At 61.1% G+C, this 17,954-nt stretch carries 12 protein-coding genes; 8 read left to right on the forward strand and 4 right to left on the reverse strand.

Features of this window, described 5'->3' with window-relative positions; all coding sequences use genetic code 11:
- Positions 1 to 50: 50 nt before the first annotated feature.
- From NL2_RS04325 to dnaN, 4 genes are all read left to right on the forward strand, one after another.
- Positions 51 to 884: an LD-carboxypeptidase gene (locus NL2_RS04325; protein WP_068072072.1), complete on the forward strand. Its 834-nt coding sequence runs from the start codon at positions 51 to 53 to the stop codon at positions 882 to 884.
- Positions 885 to 911: 27 nt separating this feature from the next.
- The gene (gene fabD / locus NL2_RS04330; RefSeq protein ID WP_068072075.1) at positions 912 to 1,847 is read left to right on the forward strand and encodes an ACP S-malonyltransferase; all 936 of its coding nucleotides are present in this window, start codon (positions 912 to 914) and stop codon (positions 1,845 to 1,847) included.
- A 14-nt stretch (positions 1,848 to 1,861) separates the two neighbouring features.
- Complete coding sequence (gene fabG, locus NL2_RS04335) at positions 1,862 to 2,629, forward strand: 3-oxoacyl-[acyl-carrier-protein] reductase (protein WP_068072551.1); 768 nt, start codon at positions 1,862 to 1,864, stop codon at positions 2,627 to 2,629.
- Between the two features lie 176 nt (positions 2,630 to 2,805).
- Positions 2,806 to 3,933 (forward strand): DNA polymerase III subunit beta, encoded by a 1,128-nt coding sequence (gene dnaN / locus NL2_RS04340; RefSeq protein WP_068072077.1) that lies wholly within the window; start codon positions 2,806 to 2,808, stop codon positions 3,931 to 3,933.
- A gap of 542 nt (positions 3,934 to 4,475) precedes the next feature.
- Here the strand turns inward: dnaN and NL2_RS21015 are convergent.
- Positions 4,476 to 4,979, reverse strand: coding sequence for a hypothetical protein (locus NL2_RS21015; protein ID WP_157083022.1), 504 nt, complete (start codon positions 4,977 to 4,979; stop codon positions 4,476 to 4,478).
- Positions 4,980 to 5,036: 57 nt separating this feature from the next.
- A complete protein-coding gene (locus tag NL2_RS04350; RefSeq protein WP_068072081.1) occupies positions 5,037 to 6,800 on the reverse strand; it encodes an N-acyl-D-amino-acid deacylase family protein in 1,764 nt (587 codons plus the stop codon).
- Positions 6,801 to 7,056: 256 nt separating this feature from the next.
- Here NL2_RS04350 and NL2_RS04355 point away from each other — a divergent pair, with 256 nt between their 5' ends.
- Entirely contained in the window at positions 7,057 to 7,371 is a 315-nt protein-coding gene (locus NL2_RS04355) for a hypothetical protein (protein WP_157083023.1), read from the forward strand.
- Between the two features lie 220 nt (positions 7,372 to 7,591).
- On the opposite strand, the gene NL2_RS04360 is transcribed toward NL2_RS04355, so the two are convergent.
- Positions 7,592 to 8,908: an FAD-dependent oxidoreductase gene (locus tag NL2_RS04360; RefSeq protein ID WP_068072086.1), complete on the reverse strand. Its 1,317-nt coding sequence runs from the start codon at positions 8,906 to 8,908 to the stop codon at positions 7,592 to 7,594.
- Between the two features lie 93 nt (positions 8,909 to 9,001).
- Positions 9,002 to 9,841 carry an alpha/beta fold hydrolase gene (locus NL2_RS04365; protein WP_068072088.1) on the reverse strand — a complete coding sequence of 280 codons (840 nt, stop codon included), beginning with the start codon at positions 9,839 to 9,841 and terminating at the stop codon, positions 9,002 to 9,004.
- A 204-nt stretch (positions 9,842 to 10,045) separates the two neighbouring features.
- On the opposite strand from NL2_RS04365, the gene NL2_RS04370 reads away from it, so the two are divergent.
- From NL2_RS04370 to NL2_RS20645, 3 genes are all read left to right on the forward strand, one after another.
- Positions 10,046 to 12,718 (forward strand): EAL domain-containing protein, encoded by a 2,673-nt coding sequence (locus tag NL2_RS04370; protein WP_084355857.1) that lies wholly within the window; start codon positions 10,046 to 10,048, stop codon positions 12,716 to 12,718.
- A 56-nt stretch (positions 12,719 to 12,774) separates the two neighbouring features.
- A complete protein-coding gene (gene lepA, locus NL2_RS04375; protein ID WP_068072091.1) occupies positions 12,775 to 14,577 on the forward strand; it encodes a translation elongation factor 4 in 1,803 nt (600 codons plus the stop codon).
- A gap of 169 nt (positions 14,578 to 14,746) precedes the next feature.
- Positions 14,747 to 17,914, forward strand: coding sequence for an STAND family AAA ATPase (locus NL2_RS20645; protein ID WP_369405439.1), 3,168 nt, complete (start codon positions 14,747 to 14,749; stop codon positions 17,912 to 17,914).
- Positions 17,915 to 17,954 lie beyond the last annotated feature (40 nt).

Consider the following 17,954-nt stretch of genomic DNA (forward strand, 5'->3'; position numbering starts at 1 on the left):
GGTAGCCATCCGGGCGTGACCTGATCGCATTTCGATCCTAGAGCGTCCTCATGTCCCGCATTGCCATCTGCGCGCCGTCCACGCCGTTCACCCGAGAGGATGCCGCGCGTGTCATCGCGCTGGCGGAGGCGGCATTTCCGCAGGCCGATCTGCGGTTCCACGATCAGTGCTTTTCCGAACACGGCCACTTCGCCGGGACCGATGACGAACGGCTGACGGCGTTCCTCGAATGCGCCAATGATCCCGGTACGCAGGCGGTGTGGTTCGTCCGCGGCGGCTATGGCGCGGGGCGGATTGCAGGGGAGGCGATAGCCCGGCTTGGCCCGGCTGCGGGCGAGAAGACATACCTTGGCTATTCCGACGGGGGCATGCTGCTGGGGGCGCTGTACCGCGCGGGCATCGGCAGGCCGGTGCATGGGCCGATGTCGGGCGATATCCGCCGCGACGGGGGCGAGGCGGCGGTGCTGCGCGCGCTGGGTTTCCTGTGCGGTTCGGGCGAAGGGCTGGAACCCGACCTCGACGGTCGCCCCACAGTGGCGTTCAACCTGATGACGCTGGCGATGCTGGTCGGCACCGATCTGATGCCCAGCCTTGCCGGGCATGTCGTGCTGATCGAGGAAGTCAGCGAATATCTCTATGCTGTCGACCGGCTGCTGTTTCATGTCACCGCCCATCTGGCGCCGATGGGGATCGCCGGGCTGCGGCTCGGCCGGGTCAGCGACGTGCCCGAAAACGACCGCTCGTTCGGCATGGAACCCGCAGACATGGTGCGCGATTGGTGCGCGCGGACCGGCATCGCTTTCCTCGGAAGGGCCGACATCGGGCACGACGCTGCCAACAAGATTGTCCCGTTCGGGGTTGCAGGGGCGACACAACGCCCATAACCGCGCGGCGCATAAGGAGAGGTCACGATGCGTGCATTTGTATTCCCGGGGCAGGGCAGCCAGAAAGTCGGCATGGGCGTGGAACTGGCCGGTGCCAGTCCGGCAGCGCGCGCGGTGTTCGAGGAAGTCGACGATGCGCTGGGGCAAAAGCTGTTCGCGATCCTGCGCGATGGTCCCGAAGACCAGCTAACCCTGACCGAAAACGCCCAGCCGGCGATCATGGCCAACGCCATCGCGGTGCTGCGCGTGCTCGAAATCGAAGGCGGGATCACGCTGGCCGACAAGGCGGACTTCGTCGCCGGGCACAGCCTGGGCGAATACACCGCGCTGTGTGCCGCGGGCGCGTTCTCGCTGGCCGACACCGCGCGGCTGCTGAAGCTGCGCGGGCAGGCGATGCAGGCGGCGGTGCCGGTGGGCATCGGCGCGATGTGCGCGCTGCTGGGCGCCGACATCGTCAAGGCGCAGGCGTTGGCTGATGCGGCGGCCGAGGATGACGTGTGCGCCGTGGCGAATGACAACGATCCGACGCAAGTCGTGCTGTCGGGGCACACGGGCGCGATCGAGCGCGCCATCGCGCTGGTCAAGGACTTCGGGATCAAGCGCGGCATATCGCTGCCGGTATCCGCCCCGTTCCACTGCTCGCTGATGCAGCCCGCCGCCGATGCGATGGCCGCCGCACTGGAAAAGACTCCGCCCGCCAGCTTGCGCGTGCCGCTGTTCGCCAACGTCACCGCCGCGATGGTCACCGATCCGCAGGACGTGCAGCGCCTGCTGGTCGAGCAGGTGACCGGCCGTGTGCGCTGGCGCGAAAGCGTGCTGGCGATGCAGGCGGCAGGGGTGGAGCAATTCGTCGAACTGGGCGGCAAAGTGCTCGGCCCGATGATCGGGCGCACCGTGGCCGATGTTGCGGTCACCAGCGTGATCGGCATGGCCGACATCGAAGCATTCGCAAAGGAACTGTGACCATGGAACACCGCATGTTCGATCTGCACGGCATGACGGCGCTGGTGACCGGCGCCAGCGGCGGCATCGGTTCCGCGATCGCCCGCGCGCTGGCCGCGCAAGGCGCGCGGCTGGCCGTGTCGGGTTCCAACGCCGCCAAGCTGCGCGCGTTTCGCGATGAACTCGACGAGCACAGTCCGCAGCACATCCAGCAGGTCGATCACGTGGCGATCACCTGCGACCTGTCCAATCCCGACGACGTCGAGAAGCTGGTTCCGGCGGCGGTGGATTCGCTCGGCAAGCTCGACATCCTCGTCAACAACGCTGGCATAACTCGTGACAACCTGGCGATGCGGATGAAGGACGAGGAATGGGACGCGGTGATCCGCGTCAATCTCGAAGCCGCGTTCCGGCTGATGCGCGCCGCGTCCAAGCCGATGATGAAGGCGCGGTTCGGCCGGATGATCTCGATCACCAGCGTGGTCGGCGCCACCGGCAATCCGGGGCAGATCAACTACGCGGCGGCCAAGGGCGGGCTGGTCGCGATGTCGAAAAGCCTGGGCCAGGAGCTGGCCAGCCGCAACATCACGGTCAACTGCGTGGCGCCCGGCTTCATCCGCACCGCGATGACCGACGGGCTGCCCGATGCGCAGAAGGACCTGCTCAACGCCCGCATCCCGATGGGCCGTATGGGCGAGGGCAGCGATATCGGCGCGGCCGTGGCGTATCTCGCCAGCCGTGAGGCCGGGTACGTCACCGGGCAGACGCTGCACGTCAACGGCGGCATGGCGATGATCTCGTAACGCTGCGGCAGAGCGTGGGGCCAATGCGGGAATTTCCGGCATTTATCCCCAGATTCGCCCTTCCAACCGGGCTTCGCGCTTGCCGAGCGGGCCGCCCGCGTTAAGGAAGGTGGTCCGAATTGACGGCGCGGGGCCGATTCCGGACCTGCGTTCGCCCTAGGGGGACGTTGTACGCAATGAAGGCCACGATCGAACGCGCGACCCTGTTGCGATGCCTGTCCCACGTCCAGTCCGTGGTGGAACGGCGCAATACCATTCCCATCCTGTCCAACGTGCTGATCGAAGCTTCGGCCGGCGGCGCGGTCAAGCTGATGGCGACCGACCTCGACCTGCAGATCATCGAGACGATGGTGGCGGTCTCGGTCGAAAGCCCCGGCGCGATCACCGTGTCGGCGCACCTGCTGTTCGACATCGCGCGCAAGCTGCCCGACGGCAGCCAGGTCAGCTTCGAAACCGCCGACAACCGCATGACGGTGAAGGCCGGGCGCAGCCGCTTCCAGCTGCCCACGCTGCCGCGCGACGATTTCCCGGTGATCGTGGAAGGTGACCTGCCGACCAGCTTCGAAGTGCCCGCCCGCGTGCTGGCCGAACTGATCGACCGCACGCGCTTTGCGATCTCGACCGAGGAAACGCGCTACTACCTCAACGGCATCTTCCTGCACGTGTCGGAAGAAGACCGCCCGGTGCTGAAAGCCGCAGCGACCGACGGCCACCGCCTGGCCCGCTACACCATCGAACGCCCCGACGGCGCGCAGGGCATGCCCGACGTGATCGTGCCGCGCAAATGTGTCGCCGAAATCCGCAAGCTGCTCGACGATGTGCTCGACACCGCCGTGCTGGTCGATCTTTCCGCCAGCAAGATCCGCTTCACCCTGGGCGGCGAGAACGGCGTGGTGCTCACCAGCAAGCTGATCGACGGCACGTTCCCCGATTACAGCCGCGTGATCCCCACCGGCAACGACAAGCTGCTGAAACTCGATCCGCGCAGCTTCTTCCAGGGCGTGGACCGCGTGGCGACGATCGCCACCGAAAAGACCCGCGCGGTGAAGATGGCGCTGGAACCCGACAAGGTCACGCTGTCGGTCACCAGCCCCGACAACGGCACCGCGGCGGAAGAACTGGCCGCCGAATACAGCGCCGCCGGGTTCGAGATCGGCTTCAACGCCAACTACCTGAAGGACATCCTCAGCCAGATCGACGGCGACACCGTGGAACTCCACCTCGCCGACGCCGGCGCCCCCACGCTGATCCGCCAGGACGACAAGAGCCCCGCGCTCTACGTGCTGATGCCGATGCGGGTGTAGGGCACCCACAACCGGCGACGGAAAGCGGCCGCCGGCTTCCGCATCTTCTCTATGTTTGCCCGTATCGCGCAGGGAATGTTTATCGCAGCGAGTCGTGGCGGTGGGCGAGAATATCGTGGTTTGGCAAATGGTTGGGCGCGTCTTCGGCATCTCCGCGATGATAACGCGGGCGGAGCTTGTAGGAAAATTCGGCGCGGGGCGGTGCTGGATAACGTCGAGCCCGGCTCAACCGTCGAACTCTACAGCTACAGCTTACGCAAGAGTGGCGGCTTCGAGCATGGCCGCGTAAGTCATGGCAAGGGCGAATATGCGGTGTGTGCAACCGCGGCGGCAACACGTTCTACGTCAATATTGTCGAACGCTTCTGGCGGTTGTTCAGCGCTTCGATCCGGTCAACCCATGTGCAGAACAACGGCGAGCATATGCAGTGCTATCGGTCGGAGTTCAATTTCCGCGCAACGCACCGCGAGCGCGTGAACGGCGTGTTCGAACATCTGGTAGATGCGCTAAGATTTTCGTCAAAACAATGTAAATTTTAGAGATTATGGCTTTGAAAGTTCCCAATATTTTCTAATCTTACTCTCAGTCCACATCGGGAGTGTCGATCCTGTGTGCACTGAGGAGAGATCATTTTTTGTAACGGTAGAATATATTCGGCCATTGTTATCATTATAAGTCGCTCCAAGCATTCTGACATTGTCAGAACCAACCCATTGCAATGAAAAACTCGCATTGACTGGAATTGAAGGAATTCGCACCGGATTTTCCCATTGCTTATCATCCCAAGCCAACTGAACTAAAGGGTTCAACGCTGGCCCGGCCCCTATATTCCTCACCTTCCAACCATAATTTTGTTCGTATTCGAAAACTAGTGAAGGCTGGATTGCTAGTCGTTCAGAACGATTGAAATTAATTTGGCTGAAGGCGAACGATGCAACAGAAACCGACAATGCCATTACAGATAAGATTCGCGAAGGATCGGCCGTCCATCTGCCGCGTTTCGGAGCCGGTGGTTTTGACGATTTCTGCTGGGGCTTTTGGGCCATGGCACACACTGTCTCTGATGCTAAATCGAGCGCTAATTTTTAGCCTCGCGCCCACCCCTACTCCGCCGCCTCCAGCAGCTCCGCCCGCTGCGGCCCCCGTATCAGCCCGCCCGGCGTCGCGCCCGTCCACGCACCTTCGCGGAACGTCACCACGCCGGCCTTGATCGTGGCGACGTAACCTTCGGCCTTTTGCAGCAGGCGCTTGCCGCCGGCGGGGAGGTCGAACGCCAGCCAGGGTTTGCCCAGCGCGAGGCGGTCGAAGTCGATCAAGTTCACATCGGCGATCATGCCGGGCGCGAGCACGCCGCGATCGTTGAGGCCATAGAGCCGCGCGGTGTCGTGACTCTGGCGCTTGACCGCCTGTTCCAGGCTGATCCGGCCGCCCACCCGATCCCGCCCGCGCGGGCGATCGCGCACCCAGTGCTGGAGCATGAAAGTGGGGCTGGCGGCATCGCAGATCGTGCCGCAGTGCGCGCCGCCGTCGGACAGCGAGTTCACGCAATCGTCGCGCGCCTGCAGGCTTTCGAGGAAATCGAGGTTGCCGTCGGCGTAGTTGAGGATCGGCAGGTAGATGAACCCGCTGCCGTCGCCCGCGCTCATCAGATCATAGGCGTATGCGGCGGGCGAGACGCCCGCCTGCGCGGCGCGGGCTGCGATGCTGGCCTCGGGCTGCGGTTCGTAATCGAACGTGTCGTCCATCTCGAACTGGTTGGTCCAGCCTTCGCCGACCATCCGAAGCAGGCCGATGATGTCGCTTTGCGGGTATTCGTTGGTTTCCGCCAGCAGCCGCGCCTTGAACGCCGGGTCGGCCAGGTACGCGCGCTGTTCGTCCCACGGCAGGTCGGCGATGGCGACGTAACTCGGGCGGAAGCGGAACGGGTGGACCGTGCCGCGCCACGCCATGACGATGCCGTTGCCGCGCAAGGCGATCTGCGCGACGATGTTGGCCCCAGCGGCGTTCTCGTGCTCCATCGCGGCGATCTGTTCGTCGAGCGAGAGTTCCTTGGCGATCGACTGGAGCGCGGCGAACGTCACCGGCAGCCCGGTTTCGCGGCTCAATGCGCCCATCCACGCAAATTCGTTCCAGGCGCGGCGCATGTCGCTGGCCATTTCAAACACGCCGTGGCCGACGCGGCCCATCGCGCGGCCGATGCGGATCAGCTCGTCGGCGGTGGCGGTGGTGCCGGGGACCAGCTCGCCGTCGACCGACTTGTGGATCACCGTGCGGCTGGTTGAAAAGCCCAGCGCGCCCGCGCGCAGGCCGTCCTCGACGATGGCGGACATCGCGTCGATATCGGCGTCGGTGGGCACCGCGCCGGGTTTTTCGCGGTCGCCCATGACATAGGCGCGCACCGCGCCATGGGGCACATGGGTGCCGATATCGACCGTGCGCGGCATCGCCTCCAGCGCATCGAGGTATTGCGGGAAGGTTTCCCAGTTCCACGTCATGCCCTCGGCCAGCGCGGTGCCGGGAATGTCCTCCACGCCTTCCATCAGCCCGATCAGCCAGTCGTGCCGATCGGGCGCGGCGGGCGCGAAGCCGACGCCGCAGTTGCCCATGACCACGGTGGTCACGCCGTGCCACGATGACGGCGCCATTTCGGCGTCCCACGTGGCCTGGCCATCGTAATGCGTGTGGATGTCGACCCAGCCGGGCGCGACGATCAGGCCGTGCGCGTCGATTTCCTCGCGGGCATCGCCGTGGACCGTGCCGACAGCGGCGACGAGGCCGTCCTTGATCGCGATGTCTCCGGCAAAGCGGGCGCCGCCGGTGCCATCGACGATGGTGCCATGGCGGATGATCAGGTCATAGGCGGGCATCGTTGTGCTCCTTCTCTCCGGGGCCAGTCTTTGCCGGCAGTCTCGCAGCGAATCGGACGGGTGTCGAGCATCGTTGGCGGTGAAGCGGTCCGCTCCGTCGCCCAGTCGATGAACAGGAAACTACAGTTTCGTTCATCTGCGGGACAGTACGGACGAACCGACCCAAACCATGCGACGAGACGAGCCCACCAAGCGCAATTCGTTGTTATAGTGAGACTTCGCCAATCAGCGCGAAAGCTATTCACGGAGTACTCACATGCGTAAGTTGATGTTCACGGCCGTTATGGCAGCCGGACTTGCCTCTACCGGCGCGATGGCGCAGTCGACTGCCGGGACCGAACCGGGTGCCGCCACGACCACCACCGCTCACAAGAGCCATGCCAAGCACGGCAAGAAGGACGCCACGACCGAGGCGCCCGCCGCCGCGATGACCGATACCACCACCACGACGACAACCACGGCGCCGGCCCCGGCTGCGATGCCCGATTCCACTGCGCCCACGGCTCCCGCTGCAACGCCGGCCACCCCGGCGGATCCGGCAACGCCTGCCACGCCGCCCCCGGGTCAGTGAGCGCCTGACGGCGCTTTGCAAAGAGGCGGGGATTTGCAAGGAGGCGGGCCGGCGGCTCGCCTCCGCGGTGTTTGATTTGATCACCGTTCATGTCGAGCGAAGTCGAGACACGTTGCGCTACAGGCGAACCTGGCGCGGCGTTCCTCGATTTCAGCCCTAAGGAACGAAGCTTGTCCAGAGCTTGGCGATGGGCTCGGATGAGGGAAGCAAGGCCTGTGGATCAAGGCGTCTCGCGCGCCGCGATCATCTCGGCCACGTCGGTGAACTTTTCGCGCGGGGCGCCCTCGCGGGCGCGGCCCGCCTCGGCTTCCTCGATCTTCTTCCAGTCGCGGAACGTCACCACATCCAGCTTGCGCGCCTGCGCCAGTGCATCGAAGCCGGGGCGACCCTGCTTGCCGCCGCCGCTGCCGATGTCCTCGGCAATCCGCTCGATCACGCCGAAGCCGTCGGGGCGGTTGGTGCCGATCGTGCCCGACGGCCCGCGCCGCGCCCAGCCCACGCAATACAGCCCCGGCACGATGCGCCCTTCGTGGTTGGCAAAGCGCCCCGCCGCTTCCTCGAACGGCACGCCGGCGATGGGCGAGGTCTTGTAGCCGATGCAGGTCACCACCAGTCCGCAGGGGATCTGGTAGGTCTCGCCCGTCCCGACCGCGCGGCCTTGTTCGTCGAGCCGCGTGCGTTCGACCTCCACCGCGCGGACGCGGCCATCCTGTTCCACGATGCGCAGCGGTGAGGCGAAGAAGTCGAATTCGATCTCGACCGGCTTGTCGCAACGGAAATCCTCGGGGATCACGGCGAAACTGCGCAAGTGATCGACCGACTTGCGCTGCCCCGGTTCGAGCAGCGCGTCATCCTCGCGCGGGGGCAGGTCAGCCGGATCGACGCGCGGGCAGCCGCGCGACAAGTGCGCCAGCTCGCCCAGTTCCTTGGGCGTCATCGCGATCTGGTGCGGCCCGCGCCGCCCCAGGATCACGACATGATCGATATGCGAGGCTTCCAGCGCGTGCAGCGCGTGGCCCACGATGTCGCTGCCGGTGAATTCGGCGGTGGTCTTGGCCAGGATGCGCGCGACGTCGAGCGCGACGTTGCCGTTGCCGATGACCACGGCGGTGCCGACCGACAGGTCGGGGGCCAGTTTGGCGAATTGCGGATGGCCATTGTACCAGCCGACGAACGAGGCACTGCCGAACACGTTTTCGGCGCCTTCGCCGGGGATGCCCGCCGGCTTGTCGTTGGGCGCGCCGGTGGCCAGCACGACCGCATCGTACAGCGATTGCAGTTCGGCGATCGAGACATCCTCACCCACCGCGACATTGCCGACGAACCGTACGTTGTCCGACAGCGCGGTCTGTTCGTAACGGCGCGAGACGGCCTTGATCGACTGGTGATCGGGCGCCACGCCGGTGCGGATCAACCCGTACGGCACCGGCAGCATGTCGAAGATATCGACCTTGACGTCGTCCCCCCAATGCTTCTGCGCCGCTTCGGCCGTGTAATACCCTGCCGGGCCTGACCCGATTATCGCGATATGCCGCATGCGCTCTCCCGCGCGGTTACTGAAACTGCCGCCGATTCTTGGGGGTGATGCTATCGCATGAAGCGGAAAAGGAAAGCGGCGTTCGCCAACAACCTAGCCGTTCGCGCAGGCAGGGTCGGGCTCGTCCAGAAACTGTCGCACCGCAGCGACGAACCGTTCGCGCAGCGCCAGCATGAACAGATGGCCGCCGCCTGCGAACATTTCGAGCCGGCTGCCCGGAATGGTCTGGTGCAGGAACCGCCCGTTGGCGGGCGGGACGATCTGATCGTCCTCGTCCGCCATGACCAGTACCGGCACGTCGATCAGCGGCAGGAACGGAATGCTGGTCCAAGTGGCGAACGCGGCCACCTGGCAGGCCCAGCCAAGCGGCGACGGCGGTGTCACTGAATTGAGCGAGAACGCACCGTTGCCGCCGCCCGCATACAGCGAGGCCAGGTTGCGACGCAACGTGCGTTCGACCGTGTATTCGCGCGGATCGGCCAGATGGCGCAGCATGTTGGGGTTGCCCGGCGCCATCACGAAGCCCGCGCCGGTGGCGGCGAGGATCAGTTTGCCCGTGCGGGCGCGGTGCTGGAACGCAAACTGCTGGGCGATGGCGCCGCCCCAGCTGATGCCCATCACGTCGACCCGGTCCACGCCCAGCTGATCGAGCAGCGCGATCGCCGTCAGCGCCATGCACGGGATGGTGTAGGGGAAAATGGGGTCGGGCGATTTGCCGACACCGGGCATGTCGAAGCTGATGACCTCGCGTTCGGCCAGGTCGAGCGCAACCGGCTCGAACAGTTCCAGGTTGATGCCGATCCCGTTGAACACCAGCAGCGGCCGACGCGCGGGCGCCCCGTCGGGCAACCCCTGGCCGCCCGCGCCGGGATGCCACCGCGCAACGCGCAGGCGCCGCCCCGCCGCGCCGACCATCGAATAGCTTGCCGGCATTGCGACCAAGGTCCTGTTTCCTTCAAATGGCGGCGATTCCTGCGCCGATTAACACGGTCGGGTTGGCCGCAACAGCGCATCATGGCCCAACCCGGGTACAGGTCTCTTACCGCCAGCTGGATCGGGGCCCCGGGGCAGCGACAATACGTGCTCGGCCCCGAATGCTTAACCGTTTATCAAACGCTTGTGGTGCAAGAGGCCGTCATGTCGGAGACGGTCCCGCAGATCAGCGAACAGCAGACGGTTGCTGCCCCGAAGGGTGCGCCGGATTTTGCGCGCACAGCACGCAGGCGCGACCGTTCAACGTCGCCCGGCCAACCGGCGATCCGCACCCCGACCCAGTTCATCGCACCCGAATGGCCGCAAATGGCCGTGGCCATGGCCGCAGGGCTGGTCTTGCTTGGGCTGATGGGCTGGTCGGTCCCGCCGGTGGTCAGCATCGTGCTGGGTGTGGTGGCTGTCGCCATCGCCGGTTCGGCACGGCTGGTTCAGGGATTCGACGTCGCGACCGATCACGGCACCGGCCTGCGCATGTCGCTGATGGGGCTGGTGGTCGCGCTGCCGCTGCTGCTGTTCGGATCGAGCGTCGGCATCTGGGCCCACGCCCAGGCCGACCTGTGGTACTACTCGTTCGCGTTGCTGATCACCATTTCGCTGCTGGCGACGGTGATCGAGTCCGGGCGGCTGGCTGGTGTGCTGGCGGCGCAAGTGGGAATGTGGGCCGGCGTGGCGTGCGTCACCAGCAAGCTGGGCGGGTTCATCACGCTGGCGGTGGGGGCGGCCATCGCGCTGACCGCGTTCGTGCGGCAGACCGCGATCGACGCCAAGCTGCGCGAACAGACCGAACAGGATCAGCGCGTCCAGACCCGCGCCCAGGAAATTCTCGCCGATTACGAGGAAACCGGGCAGGGCTGGTTCTGGGAAACCGATCGCAAGGGCGCGATTTCATACCTGTCGCGCCCCGTGGCGGAAGCACTGGGCCGCCCGGTCGAGGAACTGGTCGGGCGCCCCTTTGCCGAACTGTTCAACCTTGCGGCGTTGTCGGGCGAGGGGGAGCGCACGCTGGCCTTCCACCTTTCGGCCCGGTCCGCGTTCAGCGAACTGGCGGTGCGGGCGGCCACGGCCGACGACGACGAACGCTGGTGGTCGGTCACCGGACGCCCCACTTACGATACCTTCAACAACTTCCAGGGGTTCCGTGGCTCGGGTTCGGACCTCACCGAAAAGCGCCGGTCGCAGGAACATGCCTCGCGGCTCGCCCATTTCGATTCGCTGACCGGGCTGTCCAACCGCTTCCGCATGTCGCAGACGCTGGAAAAGATCCTCAACGCGCCGCAGGCCCAACATCGCGCCTGCAGCGTGTTCCTGCTCGATCTCGATCGATTCAAGAGCGTCAACGATACGCTGGGCCATCCGGCCGGCGATGCGCTGCTCAAGCAGGTGTCGCAGCGGCTGGAGCGCGTCGTCGGCAAAGTGGGTCGCGTGGGGCGCCTGGGCGGCGACGAGTTCCAGGTGATCATTCCCGGCAAGATCGAACGCGAGCAAATGGGCCACCTGGCCGCGCAGATCATCGAATCGCTGTCACAGCCATATTCGATCGAGGGCAGCCGGGTGACGATCGGCGCGTCGATCGGCATCGCGATCGCGCCCGACGACGGAGTGACGAGCGAGGCACTGATCCGCAACGCCGATCTGGCGCTGTATGCCGCCAAGGACGGCGGACGCGGGCGCTACCACTTCTACGCCGCAGACTTGCACAGCGACGCCGAAGAACGCCGCCAGATGGAAGACGACTTGCGCGATGCGGTCGCCCATGGCGGGCTCGAACTGTACTATCAGCCGGTGGTCCAGACCGCGACCGAGAAGATCACCGGGTTCGAGGCGCTGCTGCGCTGGAACCATAAGACGCTCGGCTGGATCTCGCCGGCGCGGTTCATCCCCGTGGCCGAAGATGCCGGCATGATCGCCACGATCGGCGAATGGGCGCTGCGCACCGCCTGCCAGGCGCTGTCGCGCTGGCCCGACGACGTTCGCGTCGCGGTCAATGTCTCGGCCTTGCAGTTTGCCAACCCGTCGCTGCCCACGATCGTCACCAACGCGCTGGCGAGCGCCCAGGTCGCATCAGACCGGCTGGAGCTGGAAATCACCGAAAGCGTGTTCCTCAACGACGATGAGGGCACCGAGGCGATGTTCAAGGCGCTCAAGGGCATTGGCGTGCGGCTGGCGCTCGACGATTTCGGCACGGGCTATTCCTCGCTCGGCTATCTCAAGAAAGCGCCGTTCGACAAGATCAAGATCGACCAGAGCTTTGTGCGCGGCGCCACCGAACCGGGCAGCCGCAACGGCGCGATCATCGCCTCGATCGTCAGCCTGGCCGAAGCGCTGGGGATGGAAACCACCGCCGAAGGTGTCGAGACGCTCGACGAACTCGATCTGGTGCGCATGCTCGGCTGCAGCCATGTGCAGGGCTATATCTACGAGCGCCCGCTGTCGACGATGAACGCCACCGCACGGCTCTCCACCGGGCTGATGGCGATTGCCCAGGGGCCGCGATCGGCGCGGGCGGCGCGGCAGTCGATGCTGCGCAAGGTCGTGCTCGATCACGGCGGCCATCGCTACAATGGCACGGTGCGCAACATCTCGCAGACCGGCGCGCTGATCGAAGGGCTGTGGAACGTTCCCGCCGGCACGATCTTCCGCGTCCAGCTGTCCGATGGCCATGCGGTGACGGCGACATCGCGGTGGAGCCATGACGATCGCATGGGGCTGGAATTCTCCGCGCCGCTGCGGCTCGATGCGCAAGGGCGGATCGCGGCGGTGGCGGGCAAGGCACCCACGCCGGAGCCTGAATCCACGCCGCAGCGCAAGGTTGGTTGACGACGTCGGCAAGCGCGGGGGCTGACTCGGCCAAACACCACTGCTAACGGCGCGGCATGACCGAATTATCCCTGATCCGCAATTTTAGCATCATTGCCCATATCGACCATGGCAAGTCGACGCTGGCCGACCGGCTGATCCAGTTCACCGGCGGGCTCACCGCGCGCGAGATGAGCGAGCAAGTCCTTGATAACATGGACATTGAACGCGAACGCGGGATCACCATCAAGGCGCAGACCGTCCGTCTGGCCTATACCGCCGACGATGGGCTGGAATACGAGCTCAACCTGATGGACACCCCCGGCCACGTCGACTTCGCCTACGAGGTCAGCCGCAGCCTGGCCGCGTGCGAGGGCGCGCTGCTGGTGGTTGATGCCGCGCAAGGGGTCGAGGCGCAGACGCTGGCCAACGTCTACCAGTCGATCGAGCACAACCACGAGATCGTGCCGGTCATCAACAAGATCGACCTGCCCGCCGCCGAACCCGAAAAGGTCAAGGCCGAGATCGAGGAGATCATCGGGCTCGACGCCAGCAACGCGGTGCTCACCAGCGCCAAGGCCGGCATCGGCATCAAGGAAGTGCTCGAGGCGGTCGTCACCCGCATCCCCCCGCCCACGGGCAGCCGCGATGCCCCGCTCACCGCCATGCTGGTCGACTCATGGTACGATCCCTACCTCGGCGTGGTCATCCTCGTCCGCGTGATCGACGGCGTGATCAAGAAGGGCCTGCAGGTGCGCTTCATGGCCGGCGGCACCGAACATCTGATCGACCGCGTCGGCTGCATGCGCCCCAAGATCGAACAGCTCGCCGAATTGGGCCCGGGCGAGATCGGCTTCATCACCGCGCAGATCAAGGAAGTGGCGCAGGCGCGAGTCGGCGACACCATCACCACGGTCAAGAACGGCGCCACCATCGCGCTGCCCGGCTTCAAGGAAGTCCAGCCGGTGGTGTTCTGCGGCCTGTTCCCGGTCGACGCCGCCGATTTCGAGAAACTGCGCGAAAGCATCGGCAAGCTGCGCCTCAACGACGCCAGCTTCAGTTTCGAGATGGAATCCAGCGCCGCATTGGGCTTCGGCTTCCGCTGCGGCTTCCTCGGCCTGCTCCACCTCGAAATCATCCAGGAACGCCTGACCCGCGAATACGATCTCGACCTCATCACCACCGCGCCGTCGGTGGTCTACCGCCTGACCATGAACGACGGCTCCACCCAATACCTCCACAACCCCAGCGACATGCCCGACCAGGTCAAGATCCGCGAGATGGAGGAACCGTGGATCAAGGCGGTGATCTACACGCCGGACGAATACTTGGGCAGCATCCTCAAGCTGTGCCAGGACCGTCGCGGCGTCCAGACCGGCCTGACCTACGTCGGCGGCCGCGCCCAGGTCAGCTACGAACTGCCGCTCAACGAAGTGGTGTTCGATTTCTACGACCGCCTGAAAAGCATATCGCGCGGCTATGCCAGCTTCGATTACGAGCAGATCGGCCTGCGCGAAGGCGACCTCGTGATGATGAACATCCTCGTCAACAACGAACCCGTCGATGCGCTCTCCATGATCGTCCACCGCAGCCAGGCCGACGCGCGCGGACGCGGGCTGGTCGAACGGCTGAAAGACCTCATCCCCCGCCACATGTTCAAGATCCCGATCCAGGCCGCGATCGGCGCCAAGGTGATCGCCCGCGAAACCATCAGCGCCATGCGCAAGGACGTCACGGCCAAATGCTACGGCGGCGACATCAGCCGCAAGAAGAAGCTGCTCGACAAGCAGAAGGAGGGCAAAAAGCGGATGCGCGAGTACGGCAACGTCAGCATTCCGCAGGAAGCGTTCATCGCGGCGCTGCGGATGGGCGAGGAGTAGGTACATATAAACTCAAAAGTGGGAGCCGCCCCGCCCTTGCACTTTAATGATTTTTAGCGATAATCCCTTCTAGCTACAGACGCATAATTAGCCAAATGCCAATGATTGGTTCAGGCTTTTATCTATCGCTAAGAGGGAATGTCATTTGAGCAAGCTCACCATTATCCACTTGTCGGATGTGCATTGGAGCTCGCGGACCAGACAAGGTCAAATGAAGATCATTTCCAGTCTCGAAAAAGACTTAGTTGCAATGGCTGAGCGTGGAGTAAATCCAGACTGCGTAATTTTTTCTGGCGATCTAGTTCAATCCGGAGATGCTTTAACTGATTTTGCGTGTGCCGACAGGGAGGTCCTCACCCCAATATTGCACAAATGCAATTTAGAGGTTGCTAACCTACTGGTGAGCCCCGGAAATCATGACATTTCGCGTTTGGAAGCTCGTAAACAAGAAACACTAGAAAGTGGATTGAAGGTTCAATTAAGTGAGCAACATGGTCTGGAAAAATTCTTTAGATCATACCGTGAAAACAACGATGTTGCCATTATTGCTCTATGGCGAATGCAAAATTTTTACGAATGGTATGATAAAAAATTCCCGATTGATTACAAGATAGGCAATTTCTGTCGAATTAGAAAATTGAAAATCGGCACGAAAACTATCGGTGTTGTCCTTCTAAATAGTGCTTGGCGTGCAACCGGTGAAGCGGGTGATGTCGATGATGGCAACCTCATAGTGGGCCTTGAAAATGTCGAGCGAGCGGTCTCGTATTTGGGCGAATGCGACTATAAAATATGCGTACTCCATCACCCATTCGAAAATCTGCTACATTTTGACAGAGTTTCTGTTGAAGCGCGGATCGCAAAAGAATTTGATCTGGTTTGCAGCGGCCACACGCATCGCCCTCGACCAGAGCGAGTCGAAGACATTTACGGATCAAGTGTCCGGAGTTCGGCGGGCAGCCTGTACGCTGGGTCAGAATGGTTTAACGGCTATCAAATAATTGAAATTGATTTTGTGCAAGACACAACCTCAATATATTGCCGTGAATATTTTCAATTAACTGACCGTTTTGCCGCTGCAGCAAACCTTACGAGCGCTGATCCATTGATTCTAAATTTTGCAGTGAAAATAAGAAATCCTGCCGATCAAATAGAGTTAATGCTACAGAACAATAGAGGCATTATTTCAGATAAATTCATCGACCATCTGAATTTTGCGCATAACGAAATTGATGATCAAAAATCATTCATAGACGGCTATGCTTGTCCAAAGCTATATACGCTTGATGAAACAAAATTAGACGAAGCGGGTAATTTAACTGAAAATTTTAAGAAAAAATCGCTCGATGAAATAATAAAACTCCCGGAAAATGTATTTTTTCATGGAAGTAGGCAGTCAGGAAAAACCGGACTGAAGCTACACGTTGCTTACAGATACGCTCTTGGCATTGGCTGTGATTTAAAAATCCCTGTCTTTATTGATGCTAATGATTTTTCTTATAATCTTTATGGAATTAGAAGAGCTGTTCAAAGAGATTATGATATTCCTAATAAATTTGAATTCGAAAGCGCTGTAAAAAATGGTCAATTTGTCTTTCTAATAGAAGATATCGGCCAGATGGACGATGATAGCTTGCGGATGCTGAATAAATTCTCCGAAAATTTCAAACCCTGTCGAACGTTCGCATTTGGATGTCCAGACGAAAATTCACTTTCTAAACAGCGGCATTTTAAAAAACTTCTGCCCGAGTTTGTTGGTGTGGGGTTGGGCCAACTGACTCGTAGTGCAATTCGAAAAATGACTCATACTTGGTTTGGTGATGGCGTTGAAGGAAAAAGCAAATTTGATTTGGTTGTAGGGCAAATTAATAGAGATGGTTTGCCAAAAACGGCCTACATGGTTGGCTTATTACTTTGGGCAGCTAAGCAGGGTCAGCAGGGAGACCGTCTAAATGAGGCCATCTTACTTCAAAATGTACTAGATCATTTGCTCGGAAGATCAGATTTCCGTTCTGCAAAGCGTGGTAGTCTGACCACGAAAGGCAGGGAATTGCTCCTCAACACTATCGCTAATAAACTAGATCAAGCCGGTGGATCTGTTAGATCAGGTGATTTGGTGGTATGGGTGGAGGAATATTTTTCAAAAAAGAAGCTGCGTCATGATTCAGTTGATGTCGTGGGTGATCTCGTGAATTGTGGCATATTGAAACGAGATAATGGTGATATATCTTTTAGATATAAATGTTTTCAGGAATTTTACATAGCTCTGGGAATGATTGACCCGGTTGAGCGCGATAACAAGTCGAGTGGCCTGCAATTTCTTCGTCGAGGACGAGAGATTGAACTATTGTCGGGCCTGCAGTCCGAAAATAATTCGCTCATTGAAAATATTTTGGACGTTCTGGAGAAAAGAACTCCCAGAGATTTAGCGAAAGTAACATACGCAGATTTCGAATCCGCAGCCTTTGGCACCTCAAAGGCTTTCGTAACTCGGGACAGAATGCGAAGTATTAGACGTACGAGACTTACTGATGATCAACTGGATCAGGTAATGGATGCACTTGATGACCGGGCGACCTCGCGCGGGGATCGGCCGTTAAGTGAAAGTTTAGAAGAATCTGGTGGAGATTTAGTAGGAGCAGCCTCACTTCGTCAAGCTGAAGCGGTAAAGATGGATGTTGACTCAGATTCGGAAAATCTTCGGCCAGGCACATTTATGGCGGGACTAACGATTTTAGCTCGGGTACTCCGTAATTCAGACCATACCGATTTTGAGGTCAAGGGCCCTGCTGTTGATCGTCTACTTGATGCTTGGTGCAGAATTCACGTCATGTTGACTGCAGAGCTACGTTGGATTTTGGAAAGGTTGGAGGATAAGCAGAAAGATAAACTAACGGAGCAAGAGTTTGAGACGTTGGTAACAATTATCGCGAAGATGTTATTTGGAGTTATCGCTGAAGGGATTGTTTCCGATCTTTCGACTCCTGCACTTTGTGAATCTCTACATGAGCTGGATTCAAGTGGTTCTTTGGTCACTGGCAAGAAATTGATTAGCTTGATGCTGCTTGAGGATGCTGATGATCCGACATGGCCCGATAAATGGAAGGGCGTGATTGATCAGGGTGATTCCACTCCTTTCGAAATTGATGCGTTGGTCGATAGGCTCTGGCGATGCGTCAATCGGAAAGCATTGGATAGTGATCAGGATCGGCGGGTGATTAAAGTTGTCGATGCTATCGAATCACGCTTTGGTTGGTCCAACGAGAAAAAATCTTCCGTGATAGAAGAAATTCGAGGAATGGCTACAATCAAGAAGATTACAGAGGAAAAAGAATAGGAGAGGTTGTTATGGTACGAATTGCGTCGTACGGTTTTGC

Source organism: Novosphingobium lentum NBRC 107847, assembly GCF_001590965.1.
Taxonomy (GTDB): domain Bacteria; phylum Pseudomonadota; class Alphaproteobacteria; order Sphingomonadales; family Sphingomonadaceae; genus Novosphingobium; species Novosphingobium lentum.